The sequence below is a fragment of the Rhizobium sp. BR 315 genome, from assembly GCF_050577975.1.
Lineage (GTDB): Bacteria > Pseudomonadota > Alphaproteobacteria > Rhizobiales > Rhizobiaceae > Rhizobium > Rhizobium miluonense.
In genome coordinates, this window is the sequence record NZ_JARWKZ010000029.1 from 1 (window position 1) to 26,113 (window position 26,113).

General features: G+C 60.5%; 26 protein-coding genes. 9 read left to right on the forward strand and 17 right to left on the reverse strand.

Annotation, left to right across the window (positions count from 1 at the left end; all coding sequences use genetic code 11):
• A partial coding sequence (locus tag QD409_RS23130) for a transposase (RefSeq protein ID WP_430763780.1) occupies positions 1-255 on the forward strand: 255 nt, incomplete at its 5' end.
• A 58-nt stretch (positions 256-313) separates the two neighbouring features.
• Here QD409_RS23130 and QD409_RS23135 read toward each other — a convergent pair.
• From QD409_RS23135 to ltnD, 6 genes are all read right to left on the reverse strand, one after another.
• Positions 314-1,090, reverse strand: coding sequence for an SDR family oxidoreductase (locus QD409_RS23135; RefSeq protein ID WP_430763781.1), 777 nt, complete (start codon positions 1,088-1,090; stop codon positions 314-316).
• Complete coding sequence (gene denD, locus QD409_RS23140; RefSeq protein WP_092844437.1) at positions 1,087-2,073, reverse strand: D-erythronate dehydrogenase; 987 nt, start codon at positions 2,071-2,073, stop codon at positions 1,087-1,089. The genes QD409_RS23135 and denD overlap by 4 nt, the downstream gene beginning before the upstream one ends.
• 99 nt (positions 2,074-2,172) lie before the next feature.
• On the reverse strand, positions 2,173-2,937 hold the full coding sequence (locus QD409_RS23145) for a hydroxypyruvate isomerase family protein (protein ID WP_092844435.1): 765 nt from the start codon (positions 2,935-2,937) through the stop codon (positions 2,173-2,175).
• Positions 2,938-2,939: 2 nt separating this feature from the next.
• Positions 2,940-3,590: a 3-oxo-tetronate 4-phosphate decarboxylase gene (gene otnC / locus QD409_RS23150; protein WP_092844433.1), complete on the reverse strand. Its 651-nt coding sequence runs from the start codon at positions 3,588-3,590 to the stop codon at positions 2,940-2,942.
• Positions 3,587-4,861, reverse strand: coding sequence for a 3-oxo-tetronate kinase (gene otnK / locus QD409_RS23155; protein ID WP_092844431.1), 1,275 nt, complete (start codon positions 4,859-4,861; stop codon positions 3,587-3,589). The genes otnC and otnK overlap by 4 nt, the downstream gene beginning before the upstream one ends.
• A gap of 3 nt (positions 4,862-4,864) precedes the next feature.
• Positions 4,865-5,773 (reverse strand): L-threonate dehydrogenase, encoded by a 909-nt coding sequence (gene ltnD / locus QD409_RS23160; RefSeq protein WP_092844430.1) that lies wholly within the window; start codon positions 5,771-5,773, stop codon positions 4,865-4,867.
• Positions 5,774-5,939: 166 nt separating this feature from the next.
• On the opposite strand from ltnD, the gene QD409_RS23165 reads away from it, so the two are divergent.
• The 3 genes from QD409_RS23165 (at position 5,940) to QD409_RS23175 (ending at position 8,148) form a co-directional block, all read left to right on the forward strand.
• Positions 5,940-6,938, forward strand: coding sequence for a LacI family DNA-binding transcriptional regulator (locus tag QD409_RS23165; protein ID WP_092844428.1), 999 nt, complete (start codon positions 5,940-5,942; stop codon positions 6,936-6,938).
• A gap of 254 nt (positions 6,939-7,192) precedes the next feature.
• Positions 7,193-7,603, forward strand: a complete 411-nt coding sequence (locus QD409_RS23170) for a hypothetical protein (RefSeq protein ID WP_092844426.1) — start codon at positions 7,193-7,195, stop codon at positions 7,601-7,603.
• A gap of 188 nt (positions 7,604-7,791) precedes the next feature.
• Positions 7,792-8,148, forward strand: a complete 357-nt coding sequence (locus QD409_RS23175; RefSeq protein ID WP_092844424.1) for a hypothetical protein — start codon at positions 7,792-7,794, stop codon at positions 8,146-8,148.
• 380 nt (positions 8,149-8,528) lie between these two features.
• Here QD409_RS23175 and QD409_RS23180 read toward each other — a convergent pair whose 3' ends face one another.
• The gene (locus QD409_RS23180; protein WP_092844422.1) at positions 8,529-8,750 is read right to left on the reverse strand and encodes a hypothetical protein; all 222 of its coding nucleotides are present in this window, start codon (positions 8,748-8,750) and stop codon (positions 8,529-8,531) included.
• Between the two features lie 267 nt (positions 8,751-9,017).
• On the reverse strand, positions 9,018-10,208 hold the full coding sequence (locus tag QD409_RS23185) for an AraC family transcriptional regulator (protein WP_425348511.1): 1,191 nt from the start codon (positions 10,206-10,208) through the stop codon (positions 9,018-9,020).
• Between the two features lie 408 nt (positions 10,209-10,616).
• Here QD409_RS23185 and QD409_RS23190 point away from each other — a divergent pair, with 408 nt between their 5' ends.
• From QD409_RS23190 to QD409_RS23200, 3 genes are all read left to right on the forward strand, one after another.
• Entirely contained in the window at positions 10,617-11,534 is a 918-nt protein-coding gene (locus QD409_RS23190; protein ID WP_167667901.1) for an alpha/beta hydrolase, read from the forward strand.
• A gap of 157 nt (positions 11,535-11,691) precedes the next feature.
• Positions 11,692-12,738, forward strand: a complete 1,047-nt coding sequence (locus QD409_RS23195; protein ID WP_092844418.1) for a P1 family peptidase — start codon at positions 11,692-11,694, stop codon at positions 12,736-12,738.
• A gap of 36 nt (positions 12,739-12,774) precedes the next feature.
• Positions 12,775-13,641 carry a D-amino-acid transaminase gene (locus QD409_RS23200; RefSeq protein WP_092844416.1) on the forward strand — a complete coding sequence of 289 codons (867 nt, stop codon included), beginning with the start codon at positions 12,775-12,777 and terminating at the stop codon, positions 13,639-13,641.
• Between the two features lie 24 nt (positions 13,642-13,665).
• On the opposite strand, the gene QD409_RS23205 is transcribed toward QD409_RS23200, so the two are convergent.
• The 7 genes from QD409_RS23205 to QD409_RS23235 form a co-directional block, all read right to left on the reverse strand.
• Complete coding sequence (locus tag QD409_RS23205) at positions 13,666-14,550, reverse strand: LysR substrate-binding domain-containing protein (protein ID WP_167667910.1); 885 nt, start codon at positions 14,548-14,550, stop codon at positions 13,666-13,668.
• 69 nt (positions 14,551-14,619) lie between these two features.
• Complete coding sequence (locus QD409_RS23210) at positions 14,620-16,128, reverse strand: serine hydrolase domain-containing protein (protein ID WP_430763782.1); 1,509 nt, start codon at positions 16,126-16,128, stop codon at positions 14,620-14,622.
• Positions 16,129-16,148: 20 nt separating this feature from the next.
• Entirely contained in the window at positions 16,149-16,898 is a 750-nt protein-coding gene (locus QD409_RS23215) for an ABC transporter ATP-binding protein (RefSeq protein ID WP_430763783.1), read from the reverse strand.
• Positions 16,895-17,722 (reverse strand): ABC transporter ATP-binding protein, encoded by an 828-nt coding sequence (locus tag QD409_RS23220; protein ID WP_092844410.1) that lies wholly within the window; start codon positions 17,720-17,722, stop codon positions 16,895-16,897. The genes QD409_RS23215 and QD409_RS23220 overlap by 4 nt, the downstream gene beginning before the upstream one ends.
• A 3-nt stretch (positions 17,723-17,725) precedes the next feature.
• Positions 17,726-18,628 (reverse strand): nickel transporter permease, encoded by a 903-nt coding sequence (gene nikC, locus QD409_RS23225; protein ID WP_092844408.1) that lies wholly within the window; start codon positions 18,626-18,628, stop codon positions 17,726-17,728.
• Entirely contained in the window at positions 18,625-19,638 is a 1,014-nt protein-coding gene (locus QD409_RS23230; protein WP_092844406.1) for an ABC transporter permease, read from the reverse strand. The genes nikC and QD409_RS23230 overlap by 4 nt, the downstream gene beginning before the upstream one ends.
• Entirely contained in the window at positions 19,635-21,233 is a 1,599-nt protein-coding gene (locus QD409_RS23235) for an ABC transporter substrate-binding protein (RefSeq protein WP_092844404.1), read from the reverse strand. The genes QD409_RS23230 and QD409_RS23235 overlap by 4 nt, the downstream gene beginning before the upstream one ends.
• Positions 21,234-21,445: 212 nt before the next feature.
• On the opposite strand from QD409_RS23235, the gene QD409_RS23240 reads away from it, so the two are divergent.
• Entirely contained in the window at positions 21,446-22,483 is a 1,038-nt protein-coding gene (locus tag QD409_RS23240) for a dipeptidase (protein ID WP_092844402.1), read from the forward strand.
• A 54-nt stretch (positions 22,484-22,537) separates the two neighbouring features.
• On the opposite strand, the gene QD409_RS23245 is transcribed toward QD409_RS23240, so the two are convergent.
• On the reverse strand, positions 22,538-23,905 hold the full coding sequence (locus QD409_RS23245) for a cytochrome P450 (RefSeq protein ID WP_430763784.1): 1,368 nt from the start codon (positions 23,903-23,905) through the stop codon (positions 22,538-22,540).
• A 106-nt stretch (positions 23,906-24,011) separates the two neighbouring features.
• Here QD409_RS23245 and QD409_RS23250 point away from each other — a divergent pair, with 106 nt between their 5' ends.
• Positions 24,012-24,683, forward strand: coding sequence for a TetR/AcrR family transcriptional regulator (locus QD409_RS23250; protein ID WP_092844771.1), 672 nt, complete (start codon positions 24,012-24,014; stop codon positions 24,681-24,683).
• 37 nt (positions 24,684-24,720) lie between these two features.
• Here the strand turns inward: QD409_RS23250 and QD409_RS23255 are convergent, their stop codons facing one another.
• Positions 24,721-26,109 (reverse strand): LLM class flavin-dependent oxidoreductase, encoded by a 1,389-nt coding sequence (locus QD409_RS23255; RefSeq protein ID WP_092844398.1) that lies wholly within the window; start codon positions 26,107-26,109, stop codon positions 24,721-24,723.
• Between the last annotated feature and the right edge of the window lie 4 nt (positions 26,110-26,113).

A 26,113-nucleotide genomic window follows, 5' to 3' on the forward strand; every position in this document is an offset into this window, starting at 1 on the left:
CCATCCGCGAGGAACTTCTGCCTTCTGCTGCATGGCACTCGTCCGATCATTCCGCCGCGATCAACCCGGAAGAACCCGCCACCTTGCGACTACCGCGCTTACAAGGATCGCAATCGCATCGAACGCATGTTCAACCGAATGAAGCAGTTCCGTCGCATTGCCACGCGCTACGACAAAACCAAAACATCATACGCTGCTTTCCTCGCTATCGCCGCCGCTAAGATCTGGTTGCCATACTTTGTCAACATCGCCTAAGTCGTTGTGCCACATCAAATTGTCGGCAGCGCCGTACCCCGACGCTGCCGATTGCTTGTTACCCTCTGCCGACGAGCGGCATTTTCGTTGCCATGACGGTCATGGAGAGAACGTTGGCATCAAGCGGTAGCGTAGCCATGTAAACGACGGCGCGTGCGACATGGTCTGCCGAGATTGTCGGTTCGGCTGCGGTCTCGCCATTCGCCTGTAATACGCCGGCGCTCATCCTCGCCGTCATGTCGGTGGCAGCATTGCCGATATCGATCTGGCCGCAGGCGATGTCGAAGGGACGGCCATCGAGGGCCGTCGATTTCGTCAGTCCGGTGATTGCGTGCTTCGTGGCCGTATAAGGTGCGGAATGCGGACGCGGCGTCGTCGCCGAGATCGAGCCGTTGTTGATGATGCGGCCCCCTTGCGGCACCTGGGCTTTCATCAGGCGGAAGGCCTGCTGCGTGCAAAGGAATGCGCCGGTCAGGTTCGCGCCGACAATAGCATTCCATTGCTCGAAGCTCAGTTCCTCCATCGGCACGGCCGGCAAGCCAACGCCGGCATTGTTGACCAGAAGGTCGAGGCGGCCATAGCGGTCGGCAATAGCATCGAAAAGGCTGCGGACCGATGTGGGTTCGCTGACATCGGCTACTACCGGAAGGAAATCTGCTCCGGTTTCCTCGGAAAGCTCGCGGGCGGCCTTTTCGAGAACGTCGGACCGACGCCCCGAGATGACGACCTTGAAGCCAGCCGAGCCAAGGGCTTTTGCGATGGCGCGGCCGATACCCGTGCCGCCGCCGGTCACGAGCGCGATCGCGTTCTTTGTGTTCGATGAAATCTCCGTCATGCGACTCTCCCGTCCAGTTCGTCCTCGATGTGCGCTTGCACGATCTCATCAAAGCTCCGTTCGGCTTTGAAGCCAAGATCGCAGGCGCGCTCTGCGTCGAACCGGGTCGGCCAGCCGGCGACGATCCGCTCGATCATCGGGTCCGGTTCGCGGCGGATGAGGGCAACGGCCCTGTCACCGCCGACACGGCGCAGCGAATCGATCTCGTCGGAAACGAGCGCTGAAAGTCCGGGCATGGTGAGATTGCGCCGCGGCCCCACTTTCGCGGTGTCGAGGGTCGCGGCATGCACGAAGAAGCCGACGGCGGAACGGGGGCTTGCGAACCAATGCCGCACCGTATCGCTGACTGGCAGAATGGCCTCCTTACCAACAAGCGGTTCGCGCAGGATGTTGGAGAAGAAGCCGGAGGCTGCCTTGTTTGGGGCGCCGGGCCGAACGCAGATGGTCGGCAGTCTGATGCCGATGCCGTCGAAAATGCCGCGTCGCGAATAATCGGCGAGCAGGAGTTCTGCGATTGCCTTCTGGGTGCCATAGCTCGTCAGCGGCGCGGTCAGGAATTCGTCGCCGATGACGTCAGGGAAGGGTGTTCCGAACACGGCAATGGAGGAGGCAAAGATGACACGCGGGGCATAGGCGGATTTCAGGCCCTGCTGTCTGATAGCATCGAAAAGCGCCCGCGTGCCGTCGAGATTGACGGTATAGCCTTTGTCGAAGTCGGCCTCGGCCTCGCCGGAGACGACGGCGGCAAGATGGAAGATCATATCCGGGCGATCTTCGATGAGCTTGGCGGCAATGCCTGATGTCGCAAGGTCCACAGTCAGGGCCTTCGATAGGGATTTCAGCGCCTCCGGTACCGGCGGCTGAAAGGCATCGGCCAGTGTCAGGCGATCGATGGTTCGTCCGAGAACAGCCGGCTCGGCGGCGATGCGGTTGACGAGCTTGCGGCCGATCATACCTGCAGCGCCCAGGATCAATACATGCATATCGGATTTTCCTCCCAATAGGCGGGTGTCAGTCTTCGGGAGAATTCCCGAGCGAATGTTTTCGGCGGCCGTCGGGCATCCGGGATGCCGGCCGCTCTTTCATCTATATGCCCGCAGCCACGTCAGTCCGGCGTCTGTCGTGGTCGCCGGCCGATACTCCGCGCCGATCGGCTTGTTATAGCCAAGCGTTTCCAGAAACTGCAGAATGTGACGGTAGTCGATCTCTCCGTGATCCGGTTCGCGGCGATCCGGAATGGAGGCAATCTGGATATGGCCGATTGCGGCCATATGCGCCTTCAGCCTGTGCGTTAGGTCGCCCTGCATGATCTGGATATGATAGCAGTCGAACATCAGCTTGAGGTTCTCCGCGCCCACTGCGGCAATGATGTCGAGCGCCTGATCCGTCGTCTGCAGGAAATAGCCCGGCGCGTCGCGATGGTTGAGCGGCTCGATCAACACGGTTACGCCGAGCTTGCCGGCGCGTTTGCAGGCATAGCGCAGATTGGCGATGAAGGCGGCTTGAGCCTCATCACCGGCAGCCTTGCCGGCCATGACATGCACGTTTTGCGCGCCAATGGCGGCCGCATAATCGATCGTCTGATCGATGGCGTGGCGTGCTTCGTCATGCCGTCCCGGAATGGCGGCGAGACCATTGTCACCTGCCGCGACATTGCCGCGGGCGGTGTTGAGGCCGAGCATGGGAAGACCGGTTTCGACCAGCGCCTGACGCACGGCTTCGGGCGGGATGTCATAGGGATAGTGGCATTCGACCGCATCGAAGCCGGCAGCCTTCGCGGCGCGGATCGCGTCGGGAAGGGAAAGCTCCTGCCAGAGAAACCCGAGATTGGCGGAAAAGGTGAGCATATTCAGTCCCACTCCACATCATAAGTGCGAACGAGATCGGCGATCTGCGCATCCGTCAGCAGGGAAGGATTGGCCCCGCGCGTCAGCATGGCAAGCTTTGCCGTCTCCTCCAATTCCTCTATCGCGTAAACCGCCGCTTCCAGATCCTTGGCCGAGACGACGGGTCCGTGCGCTGCCAGCATCACGGCGCTGCGCTTGCCGGCAAGGCCGCGGATGGCATCGCCCATTGCCGGATCGCCCGGCATGAAATAGGGCAGAAGCTTCACCTTGCCGAGCTTCATGATCGAATAAGCGGTCAACGGCGGCAACATGTTGTCGGCATCGACGCCGGGCAAAATCGAGAACGCAACCGAATGGCTGGAATGAAGATGGACGACGGCGCCAGTCTTTTTCGGTCGCGTCTCATAGAAGGCCGCATGTAGCGGCATTTCCTTCGTTGGCTTATCGCCACCGATCAGGCGTCCTTCGCTGTCGAACAGCGAGAGGCGTGCGGGATCGAGGCGCCCGAAGGAGCTGCCCGTTGGCGTGACCAGCAGACGCCCATCGCCGAGGCGCGCGGAAATATTGCCGGATGAGCCGGCGGTCAGGCCTCGATCGTAAAGCGATTTGGCCATCATGCATATATGTTCGCGCAGTTCGGCTTCCTCGCTCATGCGACCTCCAATCGGTCGAAAGCATCGGTGAAGAAGGATTCATCGCCGAAGTTGCCCGATTTCAGGGTGAGAGCAATCGTCTCTCCGTCGATGGTTGCGAAGGTCCAGGGAACGCCGGGCGCGATTTCCGGCCCGATCGTCAAATGCGTCACGCCGAGCGCCTGCGTGATGGCGCCCGACGTCTCGCCACCAGCGACGACGAAGCGGCGCGTGCCGTGATCGAAGGCGTCACGGGCAATCTCTGAGAGTGCCTCTTCGACCACCTGGCCTGCCTTGTCTCTGCCCAACCGCTCCTGTGCTCGCCGCACTTCATGGGGCTCGGCTGTGGCATAGATGAGCTTCGGCGCGTCGGGAGATTGCTGACGCAGCCATTCCAAACTGGGCCCCGCACCTTTCTCGGCGAGCGCGATCGGGTCCAGCCGCAAGCTTACGACCTGTCCCGCATAATTGGCGACCTGCCTGCGTGTCATCGCGGAGCAACTGCCCGATAGGACGATCGGGCCGCCGCCAACCTTTGGCAATATCTGTCGCCGCCGCGGAAGCGTTACCAGCCCTTGTTCCAGGTAAAGCCGCGGCAGTTGGCCGGCGATCGCACTGCCGCCCGTCAGCAGCGGCATGTCGAACGACGCGGCGGCGATCGTGCCGAGATCATCGTCGCAAACGGCATCGACGATCACATGCTGCATACCGTCGTCACTGAGTTGCGCCAACTTTGCTCTCAGTGCTGTCGGACCTTTCGAGACGATATTGCGGTTGGCGAGGCCGACTACGCTGGCCACTTGTGGCGTCAGAAGCCGCAGGAGGCTCGAATCGCGCATCGGCGTCAGCGGATGGTCCTTCATCGGGCTTTCCGACAAAAGCTGCTCTCCGACGAAGAGATGGCCCATGAAGACGCTGCGGCCATTCTCCGGAAAGGCTGGGCAATAGATCGTCTGCCTCGCGCCTATTTCCGCCATCAGCATTTCCGCGACCGGCCCGATATTGCCTTTGGCCGTGCTGTCGAATGTCGAGCAATATTTCCAGAAGAAACGGCTCGCACCGGCTTCCCTCAGCCATGCCAGCGCCTGACGTGCCTGTTCGACCGCAATGTTGACCGGTGACGTCCGGCATTTCAAGGCGATGACCTCGAAGGCGGCCGTCTCGTTCCGATGGCGCTTCTCCCGCGGTATGCCGATCCGCAACGAAACGGGCAATCCGCTGCGAGCAAGCAGCGCGGCAAGATCGGTCGCCCCGGTAAAATCGTCCGCAATGCAGCCAAGCAGGAGCGTCATGGCCTAGTCCTTTAGGCCGGGCAGTTGGACGCCGCTCTTGGCGGCCAGAATCTTTGCAACTGCGGCGTCATCCTCCAGACCCAGACCTGCTTGCGATGCTTCCATGAAGAGGTCGAGCGCTGCAGCGGCGAGCGGGGTGACGGCTCCGGCTTTGCCTGCCTCCGAAGTCACGATGCCGAGGTCCTTGACGAAGATATTGACCGCCGACCGTGGCGTATAATCGCCAGATACGATGTGTTCGCCGCGGTTTTCGAACATCCAGGATGAGCCGGCGGAAACGCGGATCACGTCATAGAGCGTCTTCAGATCGATGCCGGCCTTGGCGGCAAGCGTCATGGCTTCGGCTGTCGCGGCGATGTGCACGCCGGCAAGCAACTGGTTGATCATCTTGACTTGCGAGCCGGCGCCGGGGCGATCGCCGAGCCGGAACACCTTGGCCGAGATGGCGTCCAGCACCTCGGATGCCTGATCGAAAGCCGCAGGCATGCCCGACGCCATGACGGTGATCTCGCCTGATAGCGCGCGAACATGGCCGCCGGAAACCGGGGCATCGATGACGCGCATGCCGGCTGCTTCCAGCCTTTCGGCGATGGCGGTCGTGGCACTCGGCGCCATGGTGGTGCAGAGCAAAAATACGGTCGAAGGCCGCGCAGTTTCCAACGCACCGTTCTGCCCGAAAAGGACATCTTCGACCTGCCTGCTGTTGACGACATAGACGAGGATCATGTCGGCATCTTTCGCCGCAGACGCCGGCGTCGTGCAGGGTGTGCCGCCATTTTCGGCAAAGCGCATAAGGACCTCGCTGCGAACATCGCAGCCGCGGACGGCAAAACCCGCCCTAAGTAGAGATAGGGCCGCGCCCCACCCCATGGATCCCAGGCCGATGACGGCGGCCTTCCTCGTATGTTGCACGGCATTACCTCTACGATTTTTGCTATGTTACCGATACCGGTATCGATAACAAGCCTCAATTTGCCGGTAATTGTCAATAGACTGGCGTTTGCCTTTTCGGGGAAACATTCTATGAAGAAGGGCGGCAATGTGTCGGCCGTCATGGTTCATCGAGGGTTGCTTGGGGATGCGCAAACCCACTCTGGAAGAAGTCGCGATCGAAGCTGGTGTCAGCAAGATGACGGCATCGCGTGCCTTGCGCGGTGTTGCCGACGTCTCCAGCGAGACGCGCGATAGGGTCATCGAGGCGGCAACGCGAATGAACTATGTGGGCAACAGGCTGGCGCTGTCGCTCTCCTCGCAGCGCACCAATCTGGTCGCCGTCGTCGTCCCCAGCATGTCGAACATCGTCTTTCCCGAAGTGCTTGCCGGTATTTCCGCGGGCCTGGACGGTTCCGGCATGCAGGCTGTGTTCGGCATATCCGACTATGACACGGCAAAGGAGCGCGAGATCATCCGCGACATGCTCTCCTGGCAGCCTTGCGCCATCATCGTCACCGGGCTTGATCAGCCGGAGGAAACGGTGCAATTGCTCCGGCAGGCAAACATCCCGGTCATCCAGCTTATGGATCTCGATGGCACGCCGATCGATTTCAATGTCGGGTTATCGCATGGTGAGGCGGGCGCGGCCATGGCAAGTAAGCTTGTCGCGGCCGGCCGCAGGCGGTTCGGTTATGTCGGTAGCGCGCTTGACAGGGATTTGCGAGCCGGCAAGCGCAAAGCCGCCTTCGAAAGCGTCTTGCGCACTCACGGCCTGCACTTCGTGGATCAGCGGCTCGATGATGCCTTTTCCTCGATAGCCTTGGGCAAGCAGTTGACAACTGCTATGCTCGCGGCCATTCCGGATCTCGACTGCATCTATTACTCCAATGACGATATGGCCAGCGGCGGATTGTTTGCCTGCATGGAGCTCGGGGTTTCTGTCCCTCAAAAGATTCTGATCGCCGGGTTCAACGGGCTGGATCTCGTCAATTCCCTGCCGGCACCGATCGCGACATCCCGTTCGCCAAGGCGCGCCATGGGGGAGGCTGCAGCCCGGCTGGTCCGGCAGGCGGTGGCAGCTGATCAGGTTTCCGGGCAAAAGACGGTGGCGTTTGAGCCGGTGATTACCGGAATCGACGGATAGAATGATGCAGCCGATCGACCGGAGGGGTTCCTTCGGCTAACTGGTCCATATCACTTGGTACCTGGCGCAGTCTTGTCACGCGACGATCGAGGCCAACGTTGGTCGTGGTCGGTTGCCATAATCTGCAGCAACCCGATGGCCGTCAGTGCGTTGCATGCTATCAATACCTTTGAATGCGGGTGTTGTGTGAGTCTTCGCTAGATTGATGGCGACACCGGCTCTACGTCATTTTCTCTCGTGGAGGATATTTGAGAATGCGTTGCCCCCAATTGCTTTTCACTCTCGCCGTAACCGCCCTGACAGCCGTTTCATCAGGTGTATGGGCTGCCGGCTTTGAAAACATTATTGTTTCGGCGGAGACGGATGCCGACACGACGCAAGATAGCTTTGCCAAGGATACGCCGAAGATCTTTGTTTCGGCCGAGCTTACCGAAGAGGTGCCGTCGGGAAGCAAGGTGAATATCTCCTGGATTGCTGTCGACACCGGAGGGGCTGCACCTCCAAACTACAAAATTGATGAGGTCAATCTGGACATCACCTCCATGATCAATCACGTCAATTCGGCGATGACTAAGCCGAACAATGGCTGGCCGGTCGGGACTTACAAGATCGAATTCTCGGTCAACGGCAAGCCGATGGAATCGGTCGGCTTCACGGTCAAATAAAACTCCGGGCGTAACTTGCGTTACCGCCGGATGTTGACCTTCGCGGTGTGCTTCGAAGGTGCGAGCGCCCGTCGCCATCAATCCTGCCACCGAGGATTTCCGCCATGGGCAGATGGCGGATGCCATGTGGAACGGTTGTCATTCTCTTGTCATAATACTAATCTGGGTAGAAAAGAGAACGAGGACACATGTACGGCGATTCGATCCTGCCGGCGGCGGTTGCTGCGGTACTTGGCTTGATAAGCAACGTTATCGCGCTGTTCGCCGCCTTTTGGGCTGCCGGAAAATTCCCTCGCTGGCACTTGGCATTTCACGCGATCGCCGTCTTCATTGTGTCGATTTCGCCTCTGATCGCTATGATCCTTGGTCTGCCCGAACTGTTTCCTGACGAAGAGGAGCCCCCGGGAACGCGTTTTGCGTTTTTGCCGCTGATCGTCGAAGCGGCCATCATCCTGCTGCTCTACGCGCTAGCCGCAATGATGTTCCTATCGAAGTCGGGCCAATCGAGCATTGTGAGCTGGTATCGCGGGGACAGATATCCTTAGTCCGCGACTCTATGATGTATTCGTGGACGGAGTTGCGCGCGGGAAGACCGCAAACTTAACGCTGCCGGCCGGATCGCTCGGATCGCTGATCAGGATGTTCGAAACCCGACCGGTCGCCGAGCCAAGGATCAGTTCGTAGAGAATTCGATTGCGGATTCCATATCCTGCCGAAACGGGAGATGTTGCCCGATTTGCATCGTTTTGCTGGTCGTCATGACCTTATCCGGACAGCGCGGGGCTCAAAGACCGTGCCCATCTGTCCGGTAAAACCGATGTCGCCGGTGAACCGCCTTCTTGCGAGCGGTGGCACCGGCGACATCGCCAGGAATTGCCGATAACCTCTCGTGCTCACCCCTGCGGAGCACCGTCGGTACGCAACACTATTTCCCGGCAACTCTTCCAGCGAGGGCCATGACGTAGTCATCTGCGATATCGGCCAAGGTCAGGGCGACCTCGGACTCGCTCCAGCCGGCAGCGACGACCGCTCGCACGAAATCCCGAAACGCCACCTCCAGGATTTCCTCGCGCTCGACTGCGCGGTACGCATCGTTGGCGGAATGCTGTGGCTTGGTGATCTCTATTGTCTGCCGGGTCGATACCATCGATTTGCTCCCTCAAAAATGCCTTGGTGGACAGAGAGTTTCGCCACATCAAGGCTTGGACACTGGCGCGATTATTCATTTCATTTTTAATAAGTTACGAGTTGAGTGTCGTTAGCCACGCATCCGGAAACTTGCAGCAGCGTCCATTTTCGCAGTTGTTGAACTTTGAGTAGGAGCCATTGCATGGAAGGCGCAGGGCACACCTCATGGCTTGCGCGAACGATCGCCCGCTGCGCCTTAGAGCTATGGTGGGGCTGTCGGTGTTTCTCAGCGGTTGTGGCTGAGCGTCCTCAGCCATTCCTCGAAGGATTGGGGTCCATCGGCCGATACCGGTGATGCAGCTTGCCCGCGATAGTGCGGGGTGGTGAGGTTTCTCGCCTCGCGGGGACTGTAGCCAAATTCCTTACTGAACGCCCGGCTGAAGTGCGCCGCCGACGAAAAGCCGACCGCAAAGGCGATGTCGATGATCTGCTGCCGATTCGAAGGGTCGCTGAGCGCGGCATGCGCGGAAAGAAGACGCCGCCGCTGCATATAGTGGTGAACGCCGCCCTCCTGTTCGAAGATCTGATAGAGCCTGGTGCGGGATGTGCCGACTTGGCGGCATATCTGTTCTACCGTCAGATCGCTCGAGGCGAGATTGTTCTCCACGAACCGCCGCACGCGTTCCGTTACGGTAATCATGCTGTGATGTTCCGTGCCCGCCGATTGCTCGGCCGAGGACGAAACGCACGCCAGGATCATGTCGCGCAATGTCTGGACGACATGCGGCAGATCCGCCGCGATGAAGCTCGGGAGATTGACTTCGATAATATCCAGATATTCGATCAGGAGTTTGGTCAGCATTCCCGAGAGGGCGATATTGTTTCTGATCTCGATCGAAGCAGGAGCGTCGGACAGCAATGTGCGCGGTAAAATAAGCGACAGGGTTTTCGCTTCCGTGGAACGGCCTCGAAAGGGGCGCTCTAGAGAGCGCAATTCCATTTTGCCCGGCTCGCCTTCCGAGACCAGCCCATCGACCTCGGTCCACGTCCTGCCGCTGCGCAGCGCGGAAATGTGCCAATGGTCGACAAAATTCGCTTTCACCTTCGCCTGCGAGCGCATGTAGCTGTGAGGTGGGGTAGTGTGTTGGACGATCAGCATCCCGCCGAGATTCCAGGCGATATGGTCGGCAGCAAATCCCGCTTCCGGAGAGACTTGGTCCGGCAGTCGTATGTCGATGAGGGGAGCGACATAGGTTTGCCAGGCTGCAAATTGCGCCTGAGGTTCGAGATGCCGCGTGGAAAACAGCAACGGCTTCAAAGCCGGCGCTTGCGGGCGGGGGTCTTCGGCGGTTGTCTTTGTCGAACGCGGAAAACGCCGCCGTTCGGTCTGCGCGGGCTTGCTGTCCTCGCTACCCACGTCATCTTTCGCTATGATCTCCACAGACGTGGATGGTTCTTCGCGTCGAAAGTCAGGCAATCTGGTCTCCTCAGATACCGTCAGGACAGAGCAAGAGCATCGCCGTCATATCTTCGTCCATCATTCTGGCAGAAGACAACGCCCCTGCTTCAATAGGAAAGGGCGAAAAGCCTCTCTTCTATGGGAGGAGGGAAGCTCGTGACTCATGCCTATTTTCGTATTTCTAACATGCTAAGGCGTTCATTTGCAGCGCCTTTTTGAAAAGGCAAGTCTGGCGGCTGCTCAACCTGTCGTTACGGCGGCGCTTGTCCCAAAAGATGACAACAAGACAGGCGCGTCCGCGGGGTTTGGAGTATCCCGAAGGCGGGTCTGTTCCGGCAGCTGTATCGCGCGTCGAAAAACACATTGCAGCCATATCGGGATCGTTGCTTCATATCCTCCGTATGCGAGGCCTTTTGAATCATGACGATGGATCGACGTTCCTTTTTGATCGCCACGACGTTTGCCATGCTTTCCACAAGAGCGCGGGCGGCGGCATCGAACGCCAGCGTGCCGCTATGGCCAGGACACCCTCCGGGCGGCGGCGGACCGTCCGGCACGCTGCAGAAGAGCGGCAAGGGCGCGGTCAGCAATATCGCCGCGCCGAGTCTGCAGGTCTTTGCGCCCGGACGCGCGAACGGTGCCAGTGTATTGATTGCCGCCGGAGGCGGGTACAAGCGTATCGAGTTGGAGAAAGAAGCCTATCCTGCGGCTCGTTGGCTGGCTGCACGGGGCGTCACGGCTTACGTGCTGACCTATCGCTTGCCGCAGGAAGGATGGAGCAACGGTCCCTTGGCGCCGCTTCAGGATGCGCAACGTGCATTGCGCCTCATCCGGGCCGACGCCACGCATCGAGGTCTGGATCCGTCGCGCATTGGCGCCCTCGGCTTTTCCGCCGGCGGTCATTTGATGGGCCTGATGGCAACCCGCTCCGCCTTCGCCTCCTACCAGGCAACAGATGCGATCGATGGCCAATCCGCCCGTCCCGACCTGGCGGCGCTGATCTATCCGGTCATCACGCTGGAGCCGCCCTATGACCATACCTCCACTCGCCGGTCGTTGATCGGCGCGCAGCCGGATGCGAAAGCCAGTGTGGAATGGTCTGTCGAAACGCATGTCCGCTCGGGCTGCCCGCCGGTTTTCCTGGTGCAGGCCAAGGATGATCCGATCTCCGATCCGGCAAATACAGTCATGATGGCCGAAGCCTGTCGAAAGGCAGGCGTCCCGGTCGATCTGCACCGATTGCCGAGCGGCGGTCATGGCTTCGGCATGGGAAAGCCGGGCACACCAAGCGCTGAATGGCCCGCCTGGTGGGAGCAATGGCTGCGCAACAATCGCTTCCTCTAGATAGAGGTCGCCGCGCTCGTATCGGCGTTAGCCGTTGTCTTGAGACGCAACGCGCATCCTCTTCCTTTGCAAAGCCGGTCTGAAACTATTCCGTTTTTGTTGTGCCTTCCGGCTGCGCGGCAGAGTAATGTTGCGACAATTTTATGAGGCATGAGTAATGGACCAGAAGCGCCATAGAATCCGCGAGCTTGGCTTTGCGCCGGGCCATTTCGAACCCGGTCTCCTGAACGCGATCACCGATGTCGCCGGCGTGCGCGTCGGACATGTCACATGCCATGAGGGAGAGCGCACGCGCACGGGCGCGACGGCGATCTTGCCGCATGGCGGCAATCTGTTTCAGGACAAGGTCCCGGCCGGTTTTGCCGTCCTCAACGGCTTCGGAAAGTTTGCCGGATCGACCCAGATCGTCGAACTTGGCGAGATCGAGACGCCGATCGTCCTCACCAACACGCTGGCCGTCGGGCGAGGCATCGAGGCTATCATCCGCCACACGCTCGCCCAGCCGGGCAATGACAAGGTGGTGTCGATCAATGCGGTGGTCGGCGAAACCAACGATTCACGCCTCAACGATATTCGCGCTGCGCGTCCGAGCGTCGATGAAATTTCGCTGGCGATCGACAGCGCGGCATCGGGGCTAGTCGAGGAAGGCGGGGTCGGCGCCGGAACCGGAACGGTCGCATTCGGCCTGAAGGGCGGTATCGGGACAAGCTCCCGCCTCGTGCCCGTCGGCGGAGAAACCTATCGACTCGGCGTGCTTGTCCAATCGAATTACGGCGGTCATCTCATCGTTGCCGGTCGCGACTATGCGAGGTTGGCGGAACATGACAAGGACGGTTCCATCGTCATTGTGCTTGCGACCGATGCTCCGCTCTGTTCGCGCAATCTCGAAAGATTGGCGCGCCGCTGTTTCGGTGGCCTTGCGCGCACCGGCGCGGCATTGAGCAACGGCTCGGGCGACTATGCGCTGGCGTTTTCGACGGCCGAGGCCGTGCGTCGTACCCCCGAGCGCCGCAAGGGTGTAAGTGCGGTTCCATCATTGGGCAACGACGCCGTGTCGCCGCTCTTCGAAGCCGCAATCGAAGCCACCGAGGAGGCCATCCTCAATTCGCTTGCCATGGCAACCGAGACCCGGGGCTTTAATGCCGCAACCGGCAAAGGCTCAACAGTCAGCGCCATCAGCCTCCCTCACGCAGCTCATCGCTGATTTTCATTCCCCCATTTCGCATTTCACGGAGTTTCCATGTCTGCCCCGACGATCCGCACCGTCTTTCTGAACGGCGCCTTCTTGCCCGAAAACGAGGCACATCTGTCCATCTTCGATCGTGGTTTCCTGTTCGGCGACGGCATTTATGAAGTCACCGCCGTCCTGGATGGCAAGCTGATCGACAGTGCCCTGCATATGGCCCGGCTGGAACGCAGCGTAGGCGAGATTGGCGGCCACCTGCCCATTACGACTGACGAGATCGTGGCGATCGAGAAGCGCCTTGTGGCGGAAAACCAGCTCACTGAGGGCGTCGTCTATCTCCAGTACACGCGCGGTGCGGAGGACCGTAATTTCTTCTACTCGGAGGATCTGAAGCCGACCCTGGTGATTTTCACGCAGGCGAAGACGCTGGAGCATGTTGCCGCTGTCGAGAAGGGACTCAAGGTAAAATCCATGCCGGATCAGCGTTGGGCGCGGCGTGACATCAAGAGTGTCTGTCTTCTGCCGCAGGTCATGGCGAAACGCGCCGCCAAGGCAGAAGGCTTCGATGAAGCCTGGCTGGTCGAAAACGGCGTGGTGACGGAGGGCGCCTCGTCGACAGGCTATATCGTGACGCGCGACGGCCGCATCGTGACACGCGCCAACAGCCATGCGACCCTGCCGGGATGCACGCGGCTCGCAATCCTCGATCTGGCGCGGGAAGCTGGTATGGTGCTGGAAGAACGGCCGTTCTCCGTCGAAGAGGCAAAGGCCGCGGCTGAAGCCTGGCTGACAAGCGCCTCGAACTTCATCGTCTCCATTACTGATATCGATGGCGTTGCCGTCGGTGACGGGACACCTGGCCCGATGTTCAAGCGTCTGCGCGCGCTCTACATGGAGAATGCGCGCCGTACTGCGATCTGAGCTGCCGCAACGACTACCCGATCGTCAGGGTTTGTCTAGCATCGACCAGATGCGCCCGACGATCGGACGGCGGTTCTCGCGGGAGCGATAGACGCGGATTTCAACGTCGATGTTCCATTCGGGATCGGCGGCATAGACCAGCCGGCCATCGGCAAGTTCCGCTTTGACAAGGCTTTCCGGGATCCAGGCCAGCCCGAATCCAGCCGCAACCATTCCCTTCAGGCCGACGGACATGCTGCCGACATGCACCCGGTTTTCGGCTGGCAGGCGCTTGCCGATGGTGCCGGCCACCAATTGCCCGAAGAAGGATGTCTTCTGGTAGCTGACATGGTTGAAGCCGGGTTCGATGCGATGCAGCGCCGCGCCGTCCGTGCCTGGGGCGCTGACAGGCAGGATGGTTTCCCGGCCAAGCGTGTGATGTTCGAATTGCGGATCCAGCAGCATCGGCACATGCAGATGCTGGTAGGTGAGAAGGAAATCGCATTCCCCATCGATAAGGGAATTCAGGTTTTCTTCCATAGTGCCGGAATCGGCGCGCAAATGCGAAACGATCGGGCCGATGCGTGCGTTGAGCCGGCTCAGCCAATCTGGAAAGAAGGTGAAAGATAGGGTGTGCAGCGCCGTCAGGGTCACCGTGCGTGCGTCGGTGCCATCTTCATGCTGGAGATTGCGGCGCGCCTGGTAGAGCACCTGCAAACTCTGCTCGGCCACCGGCACAAAACGTTCGCCGGCCGCGGTCAGACGTGAAGGGTAGGTTGCCCGGTCGATCAGGCTCGTCCCAACCCAGCCCTCCAGCTGCCGGATGCGGCGGCTGAAGGCCGATTGCGTCACATGGCGCTCGTCGGCGGCCTTTGAAAAGTTCAGTGTCCGCGCCAGCGCCAGAAAATCTTCAAGCCATTTGACTTCCACTCGAAGCTCCCGAAAGAAACCGGCTGTCAAAGCCGGGTTCTCCTTGGCCTGAATGAGCCGGGAATGCAATCACCCGGCGCGACGGTATTCGATCATTCTTGCCCGGGCGAGCACCAATTCCAGTCGATCCGCGCCGAGGAGATTGAGGCAGACCCGCTTGGTCCAGGGGCCATCGACGAGGGTGAACAGGAAGCGTCCGTTACCCAATGCGCGCAGCGGCATACTATGGCGCACCGGACCTATACCCATGATGACGCTGCCATTTTCAATCTCGAAGCGAGCACCTTCGGAGGAGTTCCACACGCCCGACAGGGATCCCGGCACGTCCTGTTCCTTAACCGGCAGGAACCGACGTTTGGCATGCCCGACCTCTCCGACGATGTCTTCGCCCTGCATTGTCAGGTGCATCGGCGAGGAGGGCGACCGCGAGGAAACCCAGGATCCCTCATCCTCATAAACCGTTTCGTCGGCATCGAGATAGGTGACCGTACTGCCGGCAACCTTGATCCACCATGGCCCGCTTTCGGTGACATAGGTGCCGTCGCGGAGAGCAGAGGAGGGACGCGGCAAGGCTTCGCCGGTCAATGCCGCCATGGATTCCAGGGCGATCTTATAGCCGTTGGTATCTTCGCGGTTCGACACCACAACGAAGCCGGTTTTCTGGGTAGGATCGAGCAGAAAATAGCTTTTGTAACCGGGATGAGAGCCGCCGTGTCCGATGAAAGAACGGCTGCCGAGCGGGCTCTGACGCAGGCCCAGTCCGTAGCCGCTCATTCGGCCATCGGCAAGTGGCCGTGCAGCCGACAATTGTTCCAGTATTCCGTCGAAAGACCCCTTGCCGTCGAGGAGGCCGATCAGCCACTTCGCAAGGCTCTCGCCGCTGCCAGTCATGCTGCCGGAGGCGGAGATATGCAGGCCGGCGGCCGAAAGCTGCCAACGCTGGCCATCGAGCCAATAGCCGGGAACCAGGCCGATGACGGGGTCGTTCCAGACATCGGGCGCATCCAATACCGCACCGGCCTGTGCGCCGAGCTCGCGGACGTAATCGCGGAAGAACACGCCTTGTCGTTCGAGTGCGGCTTCCACGAGACGGTAGCCCGTATTGGAGTAGGAAATCTCGGTGCCGGCCTCGTAGTTCAATCGCGTCTGGCGTGCGAGGAAATCGAGCAGCAGGCCAGCCTTGGTTTCGGTGTAGACGGAAAGCCCAAGCAGCGACAGGCATTCGCGCGTGTCGGGCAAGCCGCCGCTCATGTCGAGCGCCCGGCCGACAGTGACATCGCGAAGGGGTGCCTGCAGTTCGGGCAAATGCTGGCCCAAAGGATCGTCAAGACCGATCTTGTCGGAATGCGCGAGCACCATGGCGCAGAAGGCATGTTTCGTCACCGAGGCATAGCGAACGACGCTTGCAGCGGTAAAGGGCGCCAGCGTCGAGAGGCTTTCCACGCCGCCGGCTTCGGCAAAGCGGATGCCATGCGCATCGAAGCCGATGACGGCGCCGCCTGGCTCGTTGCCGTTCCAGTTCTGCGTGAATCCCGCTGCGCATGCCTGCGCGGCCTTCCAGTTTCCCGTTTCAGACATGCATGCCTCGCAAATGCAGATTAGACTGGTTCCGCTTCCTCGAACTCGATGCTCAGACGGCGCAGTTCCTGGGTGTGAGGGTGGGCGACATTGCCACGGCGCAGATTCTCGGCCGAAACCTGTTCGACCATCTGACCATCGATCATGACACCGACCCGGGTGCAGAGGTGGGCGATCACGCCGAGATTGTGGCTGACCATCACATAGGTAAGCTTCCGCTCTGCACGCAGATCGGAACGCAGGTTGAGGATCTCGGCCTGGACGGAAACATCGAGCGCGCTGGTCGGCTCGTCGAGCAGCAGGATCTTCGGTTCGGCGATCAGCGCGCGGGCGATGGCGACGCGTTGCCGCTGGCCGCCCGAGAGCTGGTGCGGATAGCGGAAACGGGCGCTTTGGGGCAGGGCGACATCGGAAAGCGCTGACGCGATGCGCCGATCGATGTCGCCCATGCGGTGAACGAGCGGCAGCTCGCTCAGGATGCGGTCGATGGTCTGGCGCGGATGCAGCGAGCCATAAGGGTCCTGGAAGACCATCTGCACCTTGCGGAAGAAATCCGGGGTTCGATGCTGCGGCGCGGCTTCGCCGTTGAAGGCGATGCGCCCCAGCCAGCTGGTATTCAAGCCGGCCATCGCGCGCAATACGGTCGATTTGCCCGAGCCGCTTTCGCCGACGATGCCGAAGCTACCGCCCTCTTCCACCTGGAAGGAAACGCCCTTGACGACTTCGCGCTCGCCGAAGCGGATACGCAGATTATCGATCTCTATCGTCATTTCAACCACTCCGGGTTACGCTCGAGAATGGGAAGCCGTTCCTTAGGATGGGTAAGCGAAGGAATGCAGTTCAGCAGGCCGCGCGTATAGGGATGAGCGGCGGAAAGCAGCTCGGAAGCCTTGAGTTCCTCCATGACGCGCCCGGAATACATGACCGCGACCCGGTCGCAGAAGTGCGAGACGAGCGGCAGGTCGTGGCTGATGAGCAGCAGCCCCATGGAGCGCTCGGAGACGAGCTCCTCGATCAGCCGCAGGATTTCGGCCTGCACGGTCGCATCCAGCGCGCTTGTCGGTTCGTCGGCAATGAGTAGTTCGGGGTCCGGCGCCAGCATCATGGCGATCATGACGCGCTGACCCATGCCGCCTGAGACTTCATGCGGATAGGAGGCGGCGACGGTCTTCGGATTGCGGATCTTGACCTGCTCGAGCAGATTGGCGGCGGCTTCTGCTGCTTCCCGGCGGTTGCCGCCCTTGTGTGTGCGCCATGACTCGGCAACCTGATTGCCGATGGTCTTGACGGGGTTCAGCGAATATTTCGGATCCTGAAGGATGAAGCCTGCCCGCTTGCCACGGATGGTGCGCATCTGCTTTTCGCTGGCGGACAGGATGTCGATGCCGTCGAAGGCGAGCTTGTCGGCTTCGATGCGGGTCTGCCTTGGCAAAAGCTTCATCAGTGCGCGTGCGGTCAAGCTCTTGCCGGAGCCGCTTTCGCCGACGATGCCGAGCTTCTCGGCGCCAAGGCGCAGTGAAACGCCTTTGACCGCAGGAGCAAAACCGGTGCGCGTCTTGAAGCCGATGCGCAGATTTTCGATCTCGACCAGCATGGATCAGTTCCCCTTCGGGTCGAGCACGTCGCGCAGCGCGTCGCCCAGGAAATTGAAGGCGAGCGAGACGAGGAAGATGGCGATGCCGGGGATCGTTGCGACCCACCATTGTTCAAAGATGAAGCGCTTGGCCGTTGCGATCATCGCGCCCCATTCCGGCGAAGGCGGCTGAGCGCCCATGCCGAGGAAGCCGAGGCTGGCTGCGGTGATGATGATGGAGCTCATGTCAAGCGTAACGCGAACGATCAGGCTGGGCATGCAGAGCGGCGCGATATGCCGCATGATGATGCGCCAGGAGGAGGCGCCCGTCAGGCGATAGGCGGCGATGAAATCGGCGCCACGCACGGTCATCGTTTCGGCACGAGCCAGTCGGGCATAGGGGGGCCAGGCGGTGAGCGCGATCGCAAGCACGGCGCTTTCCACGCCGGGCTTTAGGGCCGCCACGAAGGCAAGTGCCAGCACCAGGCGGGGAAAGGCGAGGAAGATGTCGGTCAGGCGCATCAGCGCCGTATCGACCACGCCGCCGAAATAGCCGGCGATGCAGCCGATGGCGAGACCGATCGGCGCGACGAGCACGACGACGGCAATGACCATGCCGAGGGTGACTCGACCGCCATAAAGCAGGCGGGAGTAGATGTCGCGACCGAGTTCGTCCGTGCCGAGCCAATGAGCAGCGCTCGGACGCGCGAGCCGGTTTGCCAGATCCTGGGCAGCGGGATCATGCGTGGCAAGCCACGGCGCGAAAATTGCAAGCAGGATGAACAGCACGATGATCGAAAGGCCGATCATGCCGAGGGCATTGCCCTTCAATCCGAGCCAGATGCGATAGCGATCGCCCCAGGCTGCCTGGCGTCTGGAAGTGGGGGACTCGTCGAGTGCCCAATTGCGAAAGGTTGCAAGCATCAGCGCACCCTTGGGTCGAGCAGGCGATAGAAAAGATCGGCGATGAGGTTAAGCCCCACATAGATGATGCCGATCAGCAGGGTGGTGCCGATAACCGGATTCATGTCACCGTTCATGAGCGAGGCGGTCAGATACTGACCGATACCGGGCCAGGAAAAGACCGTTTCGGTTACCACGGCGCCTTCCAGCAAGCCGGCATAGGTCAATGCCAGCACCGTCACCAGTTGCACGGCGACAGTCGGGAAGGCATGCCCCCAGATGACGCGGCTGAGCGACAGGCCCTTGGCGCGCGCGGTGATCACGAATTCGCCCTTCAGGGCATCGATCATGAAGGCGCGTGTCATGCGGGCGATATAGGCCATGCTGAAATAGGCGAGGATGCAGACCGGTTGCGCCATATGGGCGAGCGCATCCCAGAAAGCACCGAGATCGCCGGCAAGCAGCGTATCGACGGAAAGCAGCCCGGTAACCGGCGTAATCATGCCGTCATAGATGATGTCCTGCCGCCCAGGCCCGGGCGCGATGCCGAGCGCCGAATAGAAGACCAGCAGCGAGATGAGGGAGAGCATGAAGACCGGGATGGAGTGGCCGGCGAGGCAGACGACGCGGATCGCCTGATCGGTGATGGTTCCCTGCCGCACGGCAGCCCAGACGCCGAGCGGAATGCCGATGATCGCGGCAAGAATAAGGGCTGCGGTCGCCAGCTCGAAGGTTGCCGGGAAGAAGCGGGCAATATCCTGCGACACCGGGTTCTTGGTCAGAACCGACATGCCGAGGTCACCATGGAGAAGCTGGTTCAGATAATGCAGGAACTGCACGGGAAGGGGCTGATCAAGGCCCATTTCCGCCCGCACGCGTGTGACCACAGCCTCGGGCGCATTGTCGCCGACGGCGGCTATGACCGGATCGACCGGCATAACGCGGCCGATGAGGAAGGTGACGATCGACAGTCCGAGCAGCGTCAGGACGACGCTGCTCAGAATGGCGGAGAAGGATTTGATCCGACGGGTCAAGCCTTGCTGGTCTCCTGATAGGAATTAGCTTCCGAAAGAGCACCGAGCTGGAAGCCGGATACGGCCTTGCGGCACGCCGCGGTCTTCACCGTCTGGAACATGAATGCGAAGGGGCTGTTTTGCATGTGCTCGCGCTGCAGCTCTTCATAGAGAGCGATGCGCTTGGCCGGATCCTTCTCGTCGCGCGCGGCTTCCGCCTTGGCGGCGAAATCGTCGTTTTTGTAGCGCGACCGCCACAGGAACGGCTTGCTCTTTGCGTCGTCGGAATTGTCCTTGTTGATGGTGAAGACTTCGCCGTTGGAGTTCGGATCGAAGTAATCGGTGCCCCAGGCAGAAAGCGCCATCTCGTGCTGGCGGCCCCGCATCTTCGTCAGCACCTGACGGTTTTCGGCCGATTGCAATTTCACGCGAATGCCGATTTCGGCAAGGTTTGCCTGGATCGCTTGAGCGAGGTCCGGATAAGGCTGGGCGGCGTAGTGATCCATCGTCACGTCGAAACCGTCTGCGAGGCCGGCTTCGGCCATCAGTGCCTTCGCCTTTGCCACATCCTTCTGGAACGGCGTGTCGCTGATCGCTGCGGGGAAGCCTTCCGGCTCGAAGCTCTGGTGGATCTTGTGGGTCAAAGGCACGATGTTTTCCTGCATGCCCTTGTAGTCGAGCGCCCACTTCACGGCCTGCCAGACCTGCGGCTTTGCCAAATTCGGCACGCCCTGATTGAGCGAGATCAAGACCAACCCGGCGATGCTCTTGGTGACGAGCGTGAAATCGGCGTCGTTCTGGATGGTGCGCAGCTGCTCGGAGGTGAGGTCACGGGCGATATCGACATCGCCCTTCTTCAGCATCAGCAGCTGCGAAGCCGGGTCGGCGACGTGGCGCAGGATGACGCGCTTCAGATTGCCCTTGTAGGGACCATGCGGATTGAGGGTCAGCGATATGGCTTCGCTTGCCTTCCAGGACTGCAGCTGGAAGCTGCCGGAGCCGGCGCTGTTCTTCTGCAGCCAGGCGTTGCCCATGTCGCCATTCGCCTCGTTAGCCAGCACGACCTTCTTCTCGACCACGGCGGCGATATTGGCCGACAGGCAATAGAGCAGGAAGGCGATCGCGGTGGGCTTTTCGGTCGTCAGCGTCAGCGTTTCAGCATCCTTGGCGATGATGCGGCTTTCAACGTTCTCGGCGGTGAAGCCGAACTGATTGATGATGAAGGCCGCACCCTTGTTCATCTTGATCGCGCGGTGCAGCGAGAAGGCGACATCTTCGGTCGTGACAGGAGAGCCGCTTGCAAAGCTTGCCTTGGCAAGCTTGAAGGTAAAGACCTTGCTATCCGCATCGGCAGCCCACGATGCGGCCAGCACCGGATCGACCTTGGAGGGATCATCGGTGTTCGGGCGCACCAGCTTCTGGTACATGTTGCTGATCACTTCGCCGCCGACGGCTTCGAAGCTTTCATGCGGGTCGAGGCTCGTCATATTATCGAGCTGCTGGGCAACGACGAGTACATCTTTCGGCGTCGCGGCAAATGCCGATTCTGCAAGATCGAGATAGGACAGGAACGGCAGCGTTGCGCTGCCCATGAGAAACTGGCGTCTGGAAACCATGCGAAATCCCCTTTCACTCTTACGGCAGAAGCTCAGTGGCAAGCAGACAAGGCTTGGCACGGCTCGGCCGCTATCGTATTTTCGCCCGGTTCTTTAACAGCGCCACTTGCGAGCGACTAATTCCGTTTTTCGCAGAGCCTATGCGCGGTTTGCATTTGCTCGGCCAGGCAAGCTTGCCTAGGCAGGTATCAATAACAATTTTGGAATGAGATATGACCCAATCTTCGCTAGTTCCCGTCTTTGATGGCCATAATGATGTGTTGCTGCGGTTGCGCCGTGGCGGCTCGAATTCCGTCAACGCCTTTTTGCAGGGCGAGACCGCCGGGCATATCGATCTGCCGCGCGCGCGCCGTGGCGGCCTCGCCGGCGGGCTCTGCGCGATATTTGTCCCTTCTCCGGATCAGCCTCGTGCCGAAAACGTCGATTTTGCAACGCCTTCGCAGCCCGACGCGCTGAACGAAACCCTGGCGATGGCCCGGCTCCTTTTTGCGATCGAAGCTCAGTCGGATGGTGCGGTGAAGGTTTGCCGCTCGGCCGCCGACATTCGCAGCTCGATCGCAGAGGGCCGATTTGCCGCTGTTCTTCACATCGAAGGCGTGGAAGCGATCGGAGCAGATCTCGACGCGCTCTATGTTCTTCATCATTCCGGCCTGCGTTCGCTCGGCCCCGTATGGAGCCGGTCGAATGTCTTTGCCCACGGCGTGCCTTTCCGCTTCAACTCGACGCCGGATATCGGCGCCGGCCTGACCGACGCCGGCAAGGATCTGATCCGCGCCTGCAACGAGCTGCGGATCATGATCGATCTCTCGCATATGAACGAGAAGGGCTTCTGGGATATCGCTAGGCTATCGAACGCGCCGCTCGTCGCCTCGCATTCCAATGCGCATGCGCTCTGCCCGCACAGCCGCAATCTGACGGACAAGCAGCTCGATGCGATCCGTGAGACGAATGGTCTGGTCGGCATCAATTTCGGTGTGCTGTTCCTGCGCGATGATGGGGTGAAGAACGCGGATACGCCGCTGGATGTCCTCGTGCGTCACGTCGCTTACATCGCCGATCGGATCGGTATCGAACATGTCGCCCTCGGCTCCGATTTCGACGGCACAACCATTCCGCAGGCGCTCGGCGATGCCGCCGGCCTGCGGAAGCTGATCGACGCCCTGCGCGCGCATGGTTTCAACGATCAGGCGCTTGCAAAGATCGCTCATGAAAACTGGGTCCGCGTGCTCGAACAGACCTGGGGCGGCTGAGACGGGACGGTTTCCCGCGTTTTCGGCCTGAGGCAGAGTAAGAGGCCGGTTCGTCTATCGCGCGATCAGATTGATCGGCAAAGGATGCATCGGCCGCAATGTGACCTTCATGACCGGCTTGGGCGAGGGCTCGCTCGCGCCGGTCACACGGAACTTCTGAAGTAGGACAGCGAGGATCGCGACGGCTTCCATCATGGCAAAGCCGTTGCCGATGCATACGCGCGGCCCAGCGCCGAAGGGCATGAAGGCAAAGCGATGGCGGTTTTTTGCCGCCTCGGGCTCAAAGCGCTCGGGGTCGAAGACGAGCGGGTCCTCCCATAGGGCGGCGTGGCGATGCACGGCATAGATCGGGACATAGAGGATCGTGCCGACTGGGATTGTATAGGCGCCAAGGGTGAATTCGCGCACGGCCATGCGCGATATGACCGGTGCCGGCGGGTAAAGCCGCATGGATTCGGAAAAGACCTGTCTGGCATAGGTGAGTTTGCCGACATGCACGGCAAGCAGCGGGCCGCCATCGGTCACCCTGACGATCTCGTCGAAGAGCCGGGCCTGGCAATCCGGATGACGGGCGAGAAGATGCAGCGTCCAGGCTAGGCCGAGCGCCGTCGTTTCGTGTCCTGCAGTGATGAAGGTCATCAAATTGTTGATGATCTCCTCATCATTCATCATGCGATCCGTCTCCGGATCGGCTGCACTCAGCAGCATGGAAACAAGGTCGCTGCGTTCGATGCCGCTGCGCCGCCGTTCGGCAATTACCTTGGCGAGCGTCGCACGCAGGAAGGTTACGGCCGCCTTTGCCTTCTCCTTGCCGGGGTAAGGCATCCAATCGGGCGCGCCGAGCAGTCCTAGAGCAAATTTCCAGCCGGTCGGCTTGAGATAGTTGGTGATGTTGCGCTCGACTTTGTCGACGTCGATGCCGTCGCCGCCCGACATCATCGTTTCGACGATAATGTCGAAGGTCGTGCGCATCATTTCCTGACAGAGGTCGAGGGAGCTGCCTTTGTGCGTAAGCCAGAGATCGCGTCTGCGTTCGGCGGCCGCGATCATGGCTGGTTGAAGTTCCACCAGCTTTTCGTGGCGAAAGGCGCCGGCCACGGATTGACGCTGCCATTTCCAATGCGCACCGTCGGAGGTCAGGATGCCATCGCCCAGCGCCGGGCCGAGCAGACGACGGACATCTTCGCCCTTGCCGAGCGCATCGGAATTGCGGACGAGCGTCTGATAGATCAGTTCGGGATCGGCGAGATAGACCCGCAGTTTTCCGGCCATCCGCGTGAAAACGAACGGCTCTTCGAAGATCTGGGGCGGTAGCGCATCAAGGGGGTTGCGGATCAACGAAAGGAGCACACGCGGCATCGAGCGCGGCGTAAGCGGAAATTCGCTTGGCGCCAGATCAGCCGTGTTGACGCTTGCATTCATCCTTCAGTCTCCTTGTCCAGCGCTGCAAATGCCTGTAGATCGATTTTAAGGTATTTGCCTTAGAGAAATAAGGTGAATGCCTTAGAGCTTCAAGAGGGTAATGAGCGTGTCGGACAACAAAGGCAAGAGAACGGACCCGGTGGCGCAACCCAGCACGCGCGAACGGATCCTTGCCTCGACGCTGTCGCTCTTCAATCAGAAAGGCCCGGAGGCGGTGACAACGGCCGAGATTGCAAAAGCCGTCCACATCAATCAGGGCAATCTCTATTATCATTTCCGCACCAAGGAATCTCTGGTGCTGGCCCTGTTTTCCCGTTTCGAGGCCGACGCGTTAACGCTGGTCAAGGAAGCCGAGGCCGTTCAGGGAGCGGATTCGAAAGCCTATGCCGGCTTTCTGCGCAAATGGTTCTCGCTCGTCTGGATCCATCGCTTCTTGTTTCGCGACATTCCGGGCCTGCTGGCAATCGCACCGGGCTTGAGAGCGCCGATCCTGATGGTCAGTGGTGGCATGCGTCTTTCCGTCGACGTCATTTTTCGGCGAATGGAAGATGCCGATCTGATCAGCGTCGCTGCGGAGGACCGCAAAACGCTGCTGACGAATATGTGGATCGTCTCGACCTATTGGGCCGTCTATCTGGGACTGCAGGAAGGCGTTCACGATCTCGGCCCGCAGCATGTTCATTGGGGGCTGAGCCAGGTCGCGAGCCTGCTGCGCCCCTATCTATCGCCCCGGGCGAGGGCCGATCTCGAGGCGATGCTTTCAGAGCCTTTTGCCTGAGCTCTGAAAGCTGCCGAAGCCGGTCATAGAGCCGAGCCTAAGAAGCCCGTGCAACGACATCACGAAGATTGCGATAGCCCGCTGCCGGGTGCGGCGCGGCCAGCCGTGGGCCGCTACCGCCGAGTTTTTCGCGTAGCGTTCCCGCTTTATAGTCGCTCTTATAGGCGCCGCGCTTCTGCAATTCAGGCACCAGAAGGTCAACCGCGTCTTCGAAGCTTTCGGGCGTCACGGCATAGGCCAGGTTGAAGCCGTCGACATCGGTATCTTCGATCCATTCCTGCATGAGGTCGGCAACGGTCTGTGGTGATCCAACAAAGACCGGGCCGAAGCCGCCGATGCCGACCCAATCCGCCATCTCGCGCACGGTCCATTGCTTGCTCGGGTCGATCGTGGTGAAAGTCTCGACGGCAGATTGAACCGCGTTGGTATAGCGGTGGCGAAGGACTTCGTCAGGAGAGAACTGGCCCAAGTCGATGCCAGTCCAGCCCGAGATCAGCGCCTGCGCACCTTCGAGGGAGACGTACTGGCGGTATTCGTTGAACTTGCGCTGTGCTTCGGCGTCGGTCTCGCCGAGGATCACGGTCTGCAGGTTGAAGGAGAGGATCTCGCGGGGATTGCGACCGGCGCGCTCGGCGGCTTCGCGAACATTGGCGACATAGCGCTTCAGCACCGCCTTGGAGGGTGCCGCCACGAAGATGCATTCCGCATGCGCACCGGCGAAATCCTTGCCGCGGCTGGACGAGCCCGCCTGATAGAGCACCGGCGTGCGCTGCGGCGACGGCTCGCTCAAATGAATTCCGGGGACGGTGAAATGCTTCCCGGAATGGCGGATCGGGTGAACCTTCTCCGGCCGCGTGAAAATGCCCTTCTCACGGTCGCGGATGACGGCATCGTCTTCCCAGCTGCCTTCCCAGAGCTTGTAGCAGACTTCGAGATATTCCTCCGCCAAGCCGTAGCGGTCATCGTGCTGCGTCTGCGCCGATTGGCCGATGTTGAGCGCGCCGCTGTTCAAATAGGAGGTGACGATGTTCCAGCCGACCCGCCCCTTGGTCAGATGGTCGAGCGTCGAGATGCGCCGTGCGAAGGTGTAGGGATGCTCGAAGGAGAGCGACGCAGTCAGGCCGAAGCCGAGATGCTCGGTCTCATGGGCCATTGTCGGAATGAGCTGCAGCGGGTCGTTGACCGGTACTTGCGCGGAATGGCGCAGCGCCGCGTCGACATTGCCGTTCAGCACGTCGTAGACCCCGAGCACGTCGGCGATAAAGAGCCCGTCGAACTTGCCGCGCTCCAGTGTCTTTGCCAGATGGACCCAATAATCGAGGTCCTTGTAGGTCCAGGATTTGTCGCGCGGATGGCGCCAAAGCCCGGGTGACTGATGTCCTACGCAGTTCATGTCGAAGGCGTTGAGCCTGATTTGACGGGTCATCTTT

Coding starts and splice junctions, on each gene's coding strand:
- QD409_RS23190 (WP_167667901.1), top strand. CDS start 10,617: ATGGATCGACGTTCCTTTTTGATCGCCACGACGTTTGCCATGCTTTCC.
- QD409_RS23240 (WP_092844402.1), top strand. CDS start 21,446: ATGACCCAATCTTCGCTAGTTCCCGTCTTTGATGGCCATAATGATGTG.
- QD409_RS23195 (WP_092844418.1), top strand. CDS start 11,692: ATGGACCAGAAGCGCCATAGAATCCGCGAGCTTGGCTTTGCGCCGGGC.
- otnC (WP_092844433.1), bottom strand. CDS start 3,590: ATGAGCGAGGAAGCCGAACTGCGCGAACATATATGCATGATGGCCAAA.
- QD409_RS23255 (WP_092844398.1), bottom strand. CDS start 26,109: ATGACCCGTCAAATCAGGCTCAACGCCTTCGACATGAACTGCGTAGGA.
- QD409_RS23200 (WP_092844416.1), top strand. CDS start 12,775: ATGTCTGCCCCGACGATCCGCACCGTCTTTCTGAACGGCGCCTTCTTG.
- QD409_RS23165 (WP_092844428.1), top strand. CDS start 5,940: ATGCGCAAACCCACTCTGGAAGAAGTCGCGATCGAAGCTGGTGTCAGC.
- QD409_RS23235 (WP_092844404.1), bottom strand. CDS start 21,233: ATGGTTTCCAGACGCCAGTTTCTCATGGGCAGCGCAACGCTGCCGTTC.
- QD409_RS23175 (WP_092844424.1), top strand. CDS start 7,792: ATGTACGGCGATTCGATCCTGCCGGCGGCGGTTGCTGCGGTACTTGGC.
- QD409_RS23245 (WP_430763784.1), bottom strand. CDS start 23,905: ATGAATGCAAGCGTCAACACGGCTGATCTGGCGCCAAGCGAATTTCCG.
- QD409_RS23135 (WP_430763781.1), bottom strand. CDS start 1,090: ATGACGGAGATTTCATCGAACACAAAGAACGCGATCGCGCTCGTGACC.
- QD409_RS23180 (WP_092844422.1), bottom strand. CDS start 8,750: ATGGTATCGACCCGGCAGACAATAGAGATCACCAAGCCACAGCATTCC.
- denD (WP_092844437.1), bottom strand. CDS start 2,073: ATGCATGTATTGATCCTGGGCGCTGCAGGTATGATCGGCCGCAAGCTC.
- QD409_RS23145 (WP_092844435.1), bottom strand. CDS start 2,937: ATGCTCACCTTTTCCGCCAATCTCGGGTTTCTCTGGCAGGAGCTTTCC.
- QD409_RS23210 (WP_430763782.1), bottom strand. CDS start 16,128: ATGTCTGAAACGGGAAACTGGAAGGCCGCGCAGGCATGCGCAGCGGGA.
- QD409_RS23215 (WP_430763783.1), bottom strand. CDS start 16,898: ATGACGATAGAGATCGATAATCTGCGTATCCGCTTCGGCGAGCGCGAA.
- otnK (WP_092844431.1), bottom strand. CDS start 4,861: ATGACGCTCCTGCTTGGCTGCATTGCGGACGATTTTACCGGGGCGACC.
- QD409_RS23170 (WP_092844426.1), top strand. CDS start 7,193: ATGCGTTGCCCCCAATTGCTTTTCACTCTCGCCGTAACCGCCCTGACA.
- QD409_RS23220 (WP_092844410.1), bottom strand. CDS start 17,722: ATGCTGGTCGAGATCGAAAATCTGCGCATCGGCTTCAAGACGCGCACC.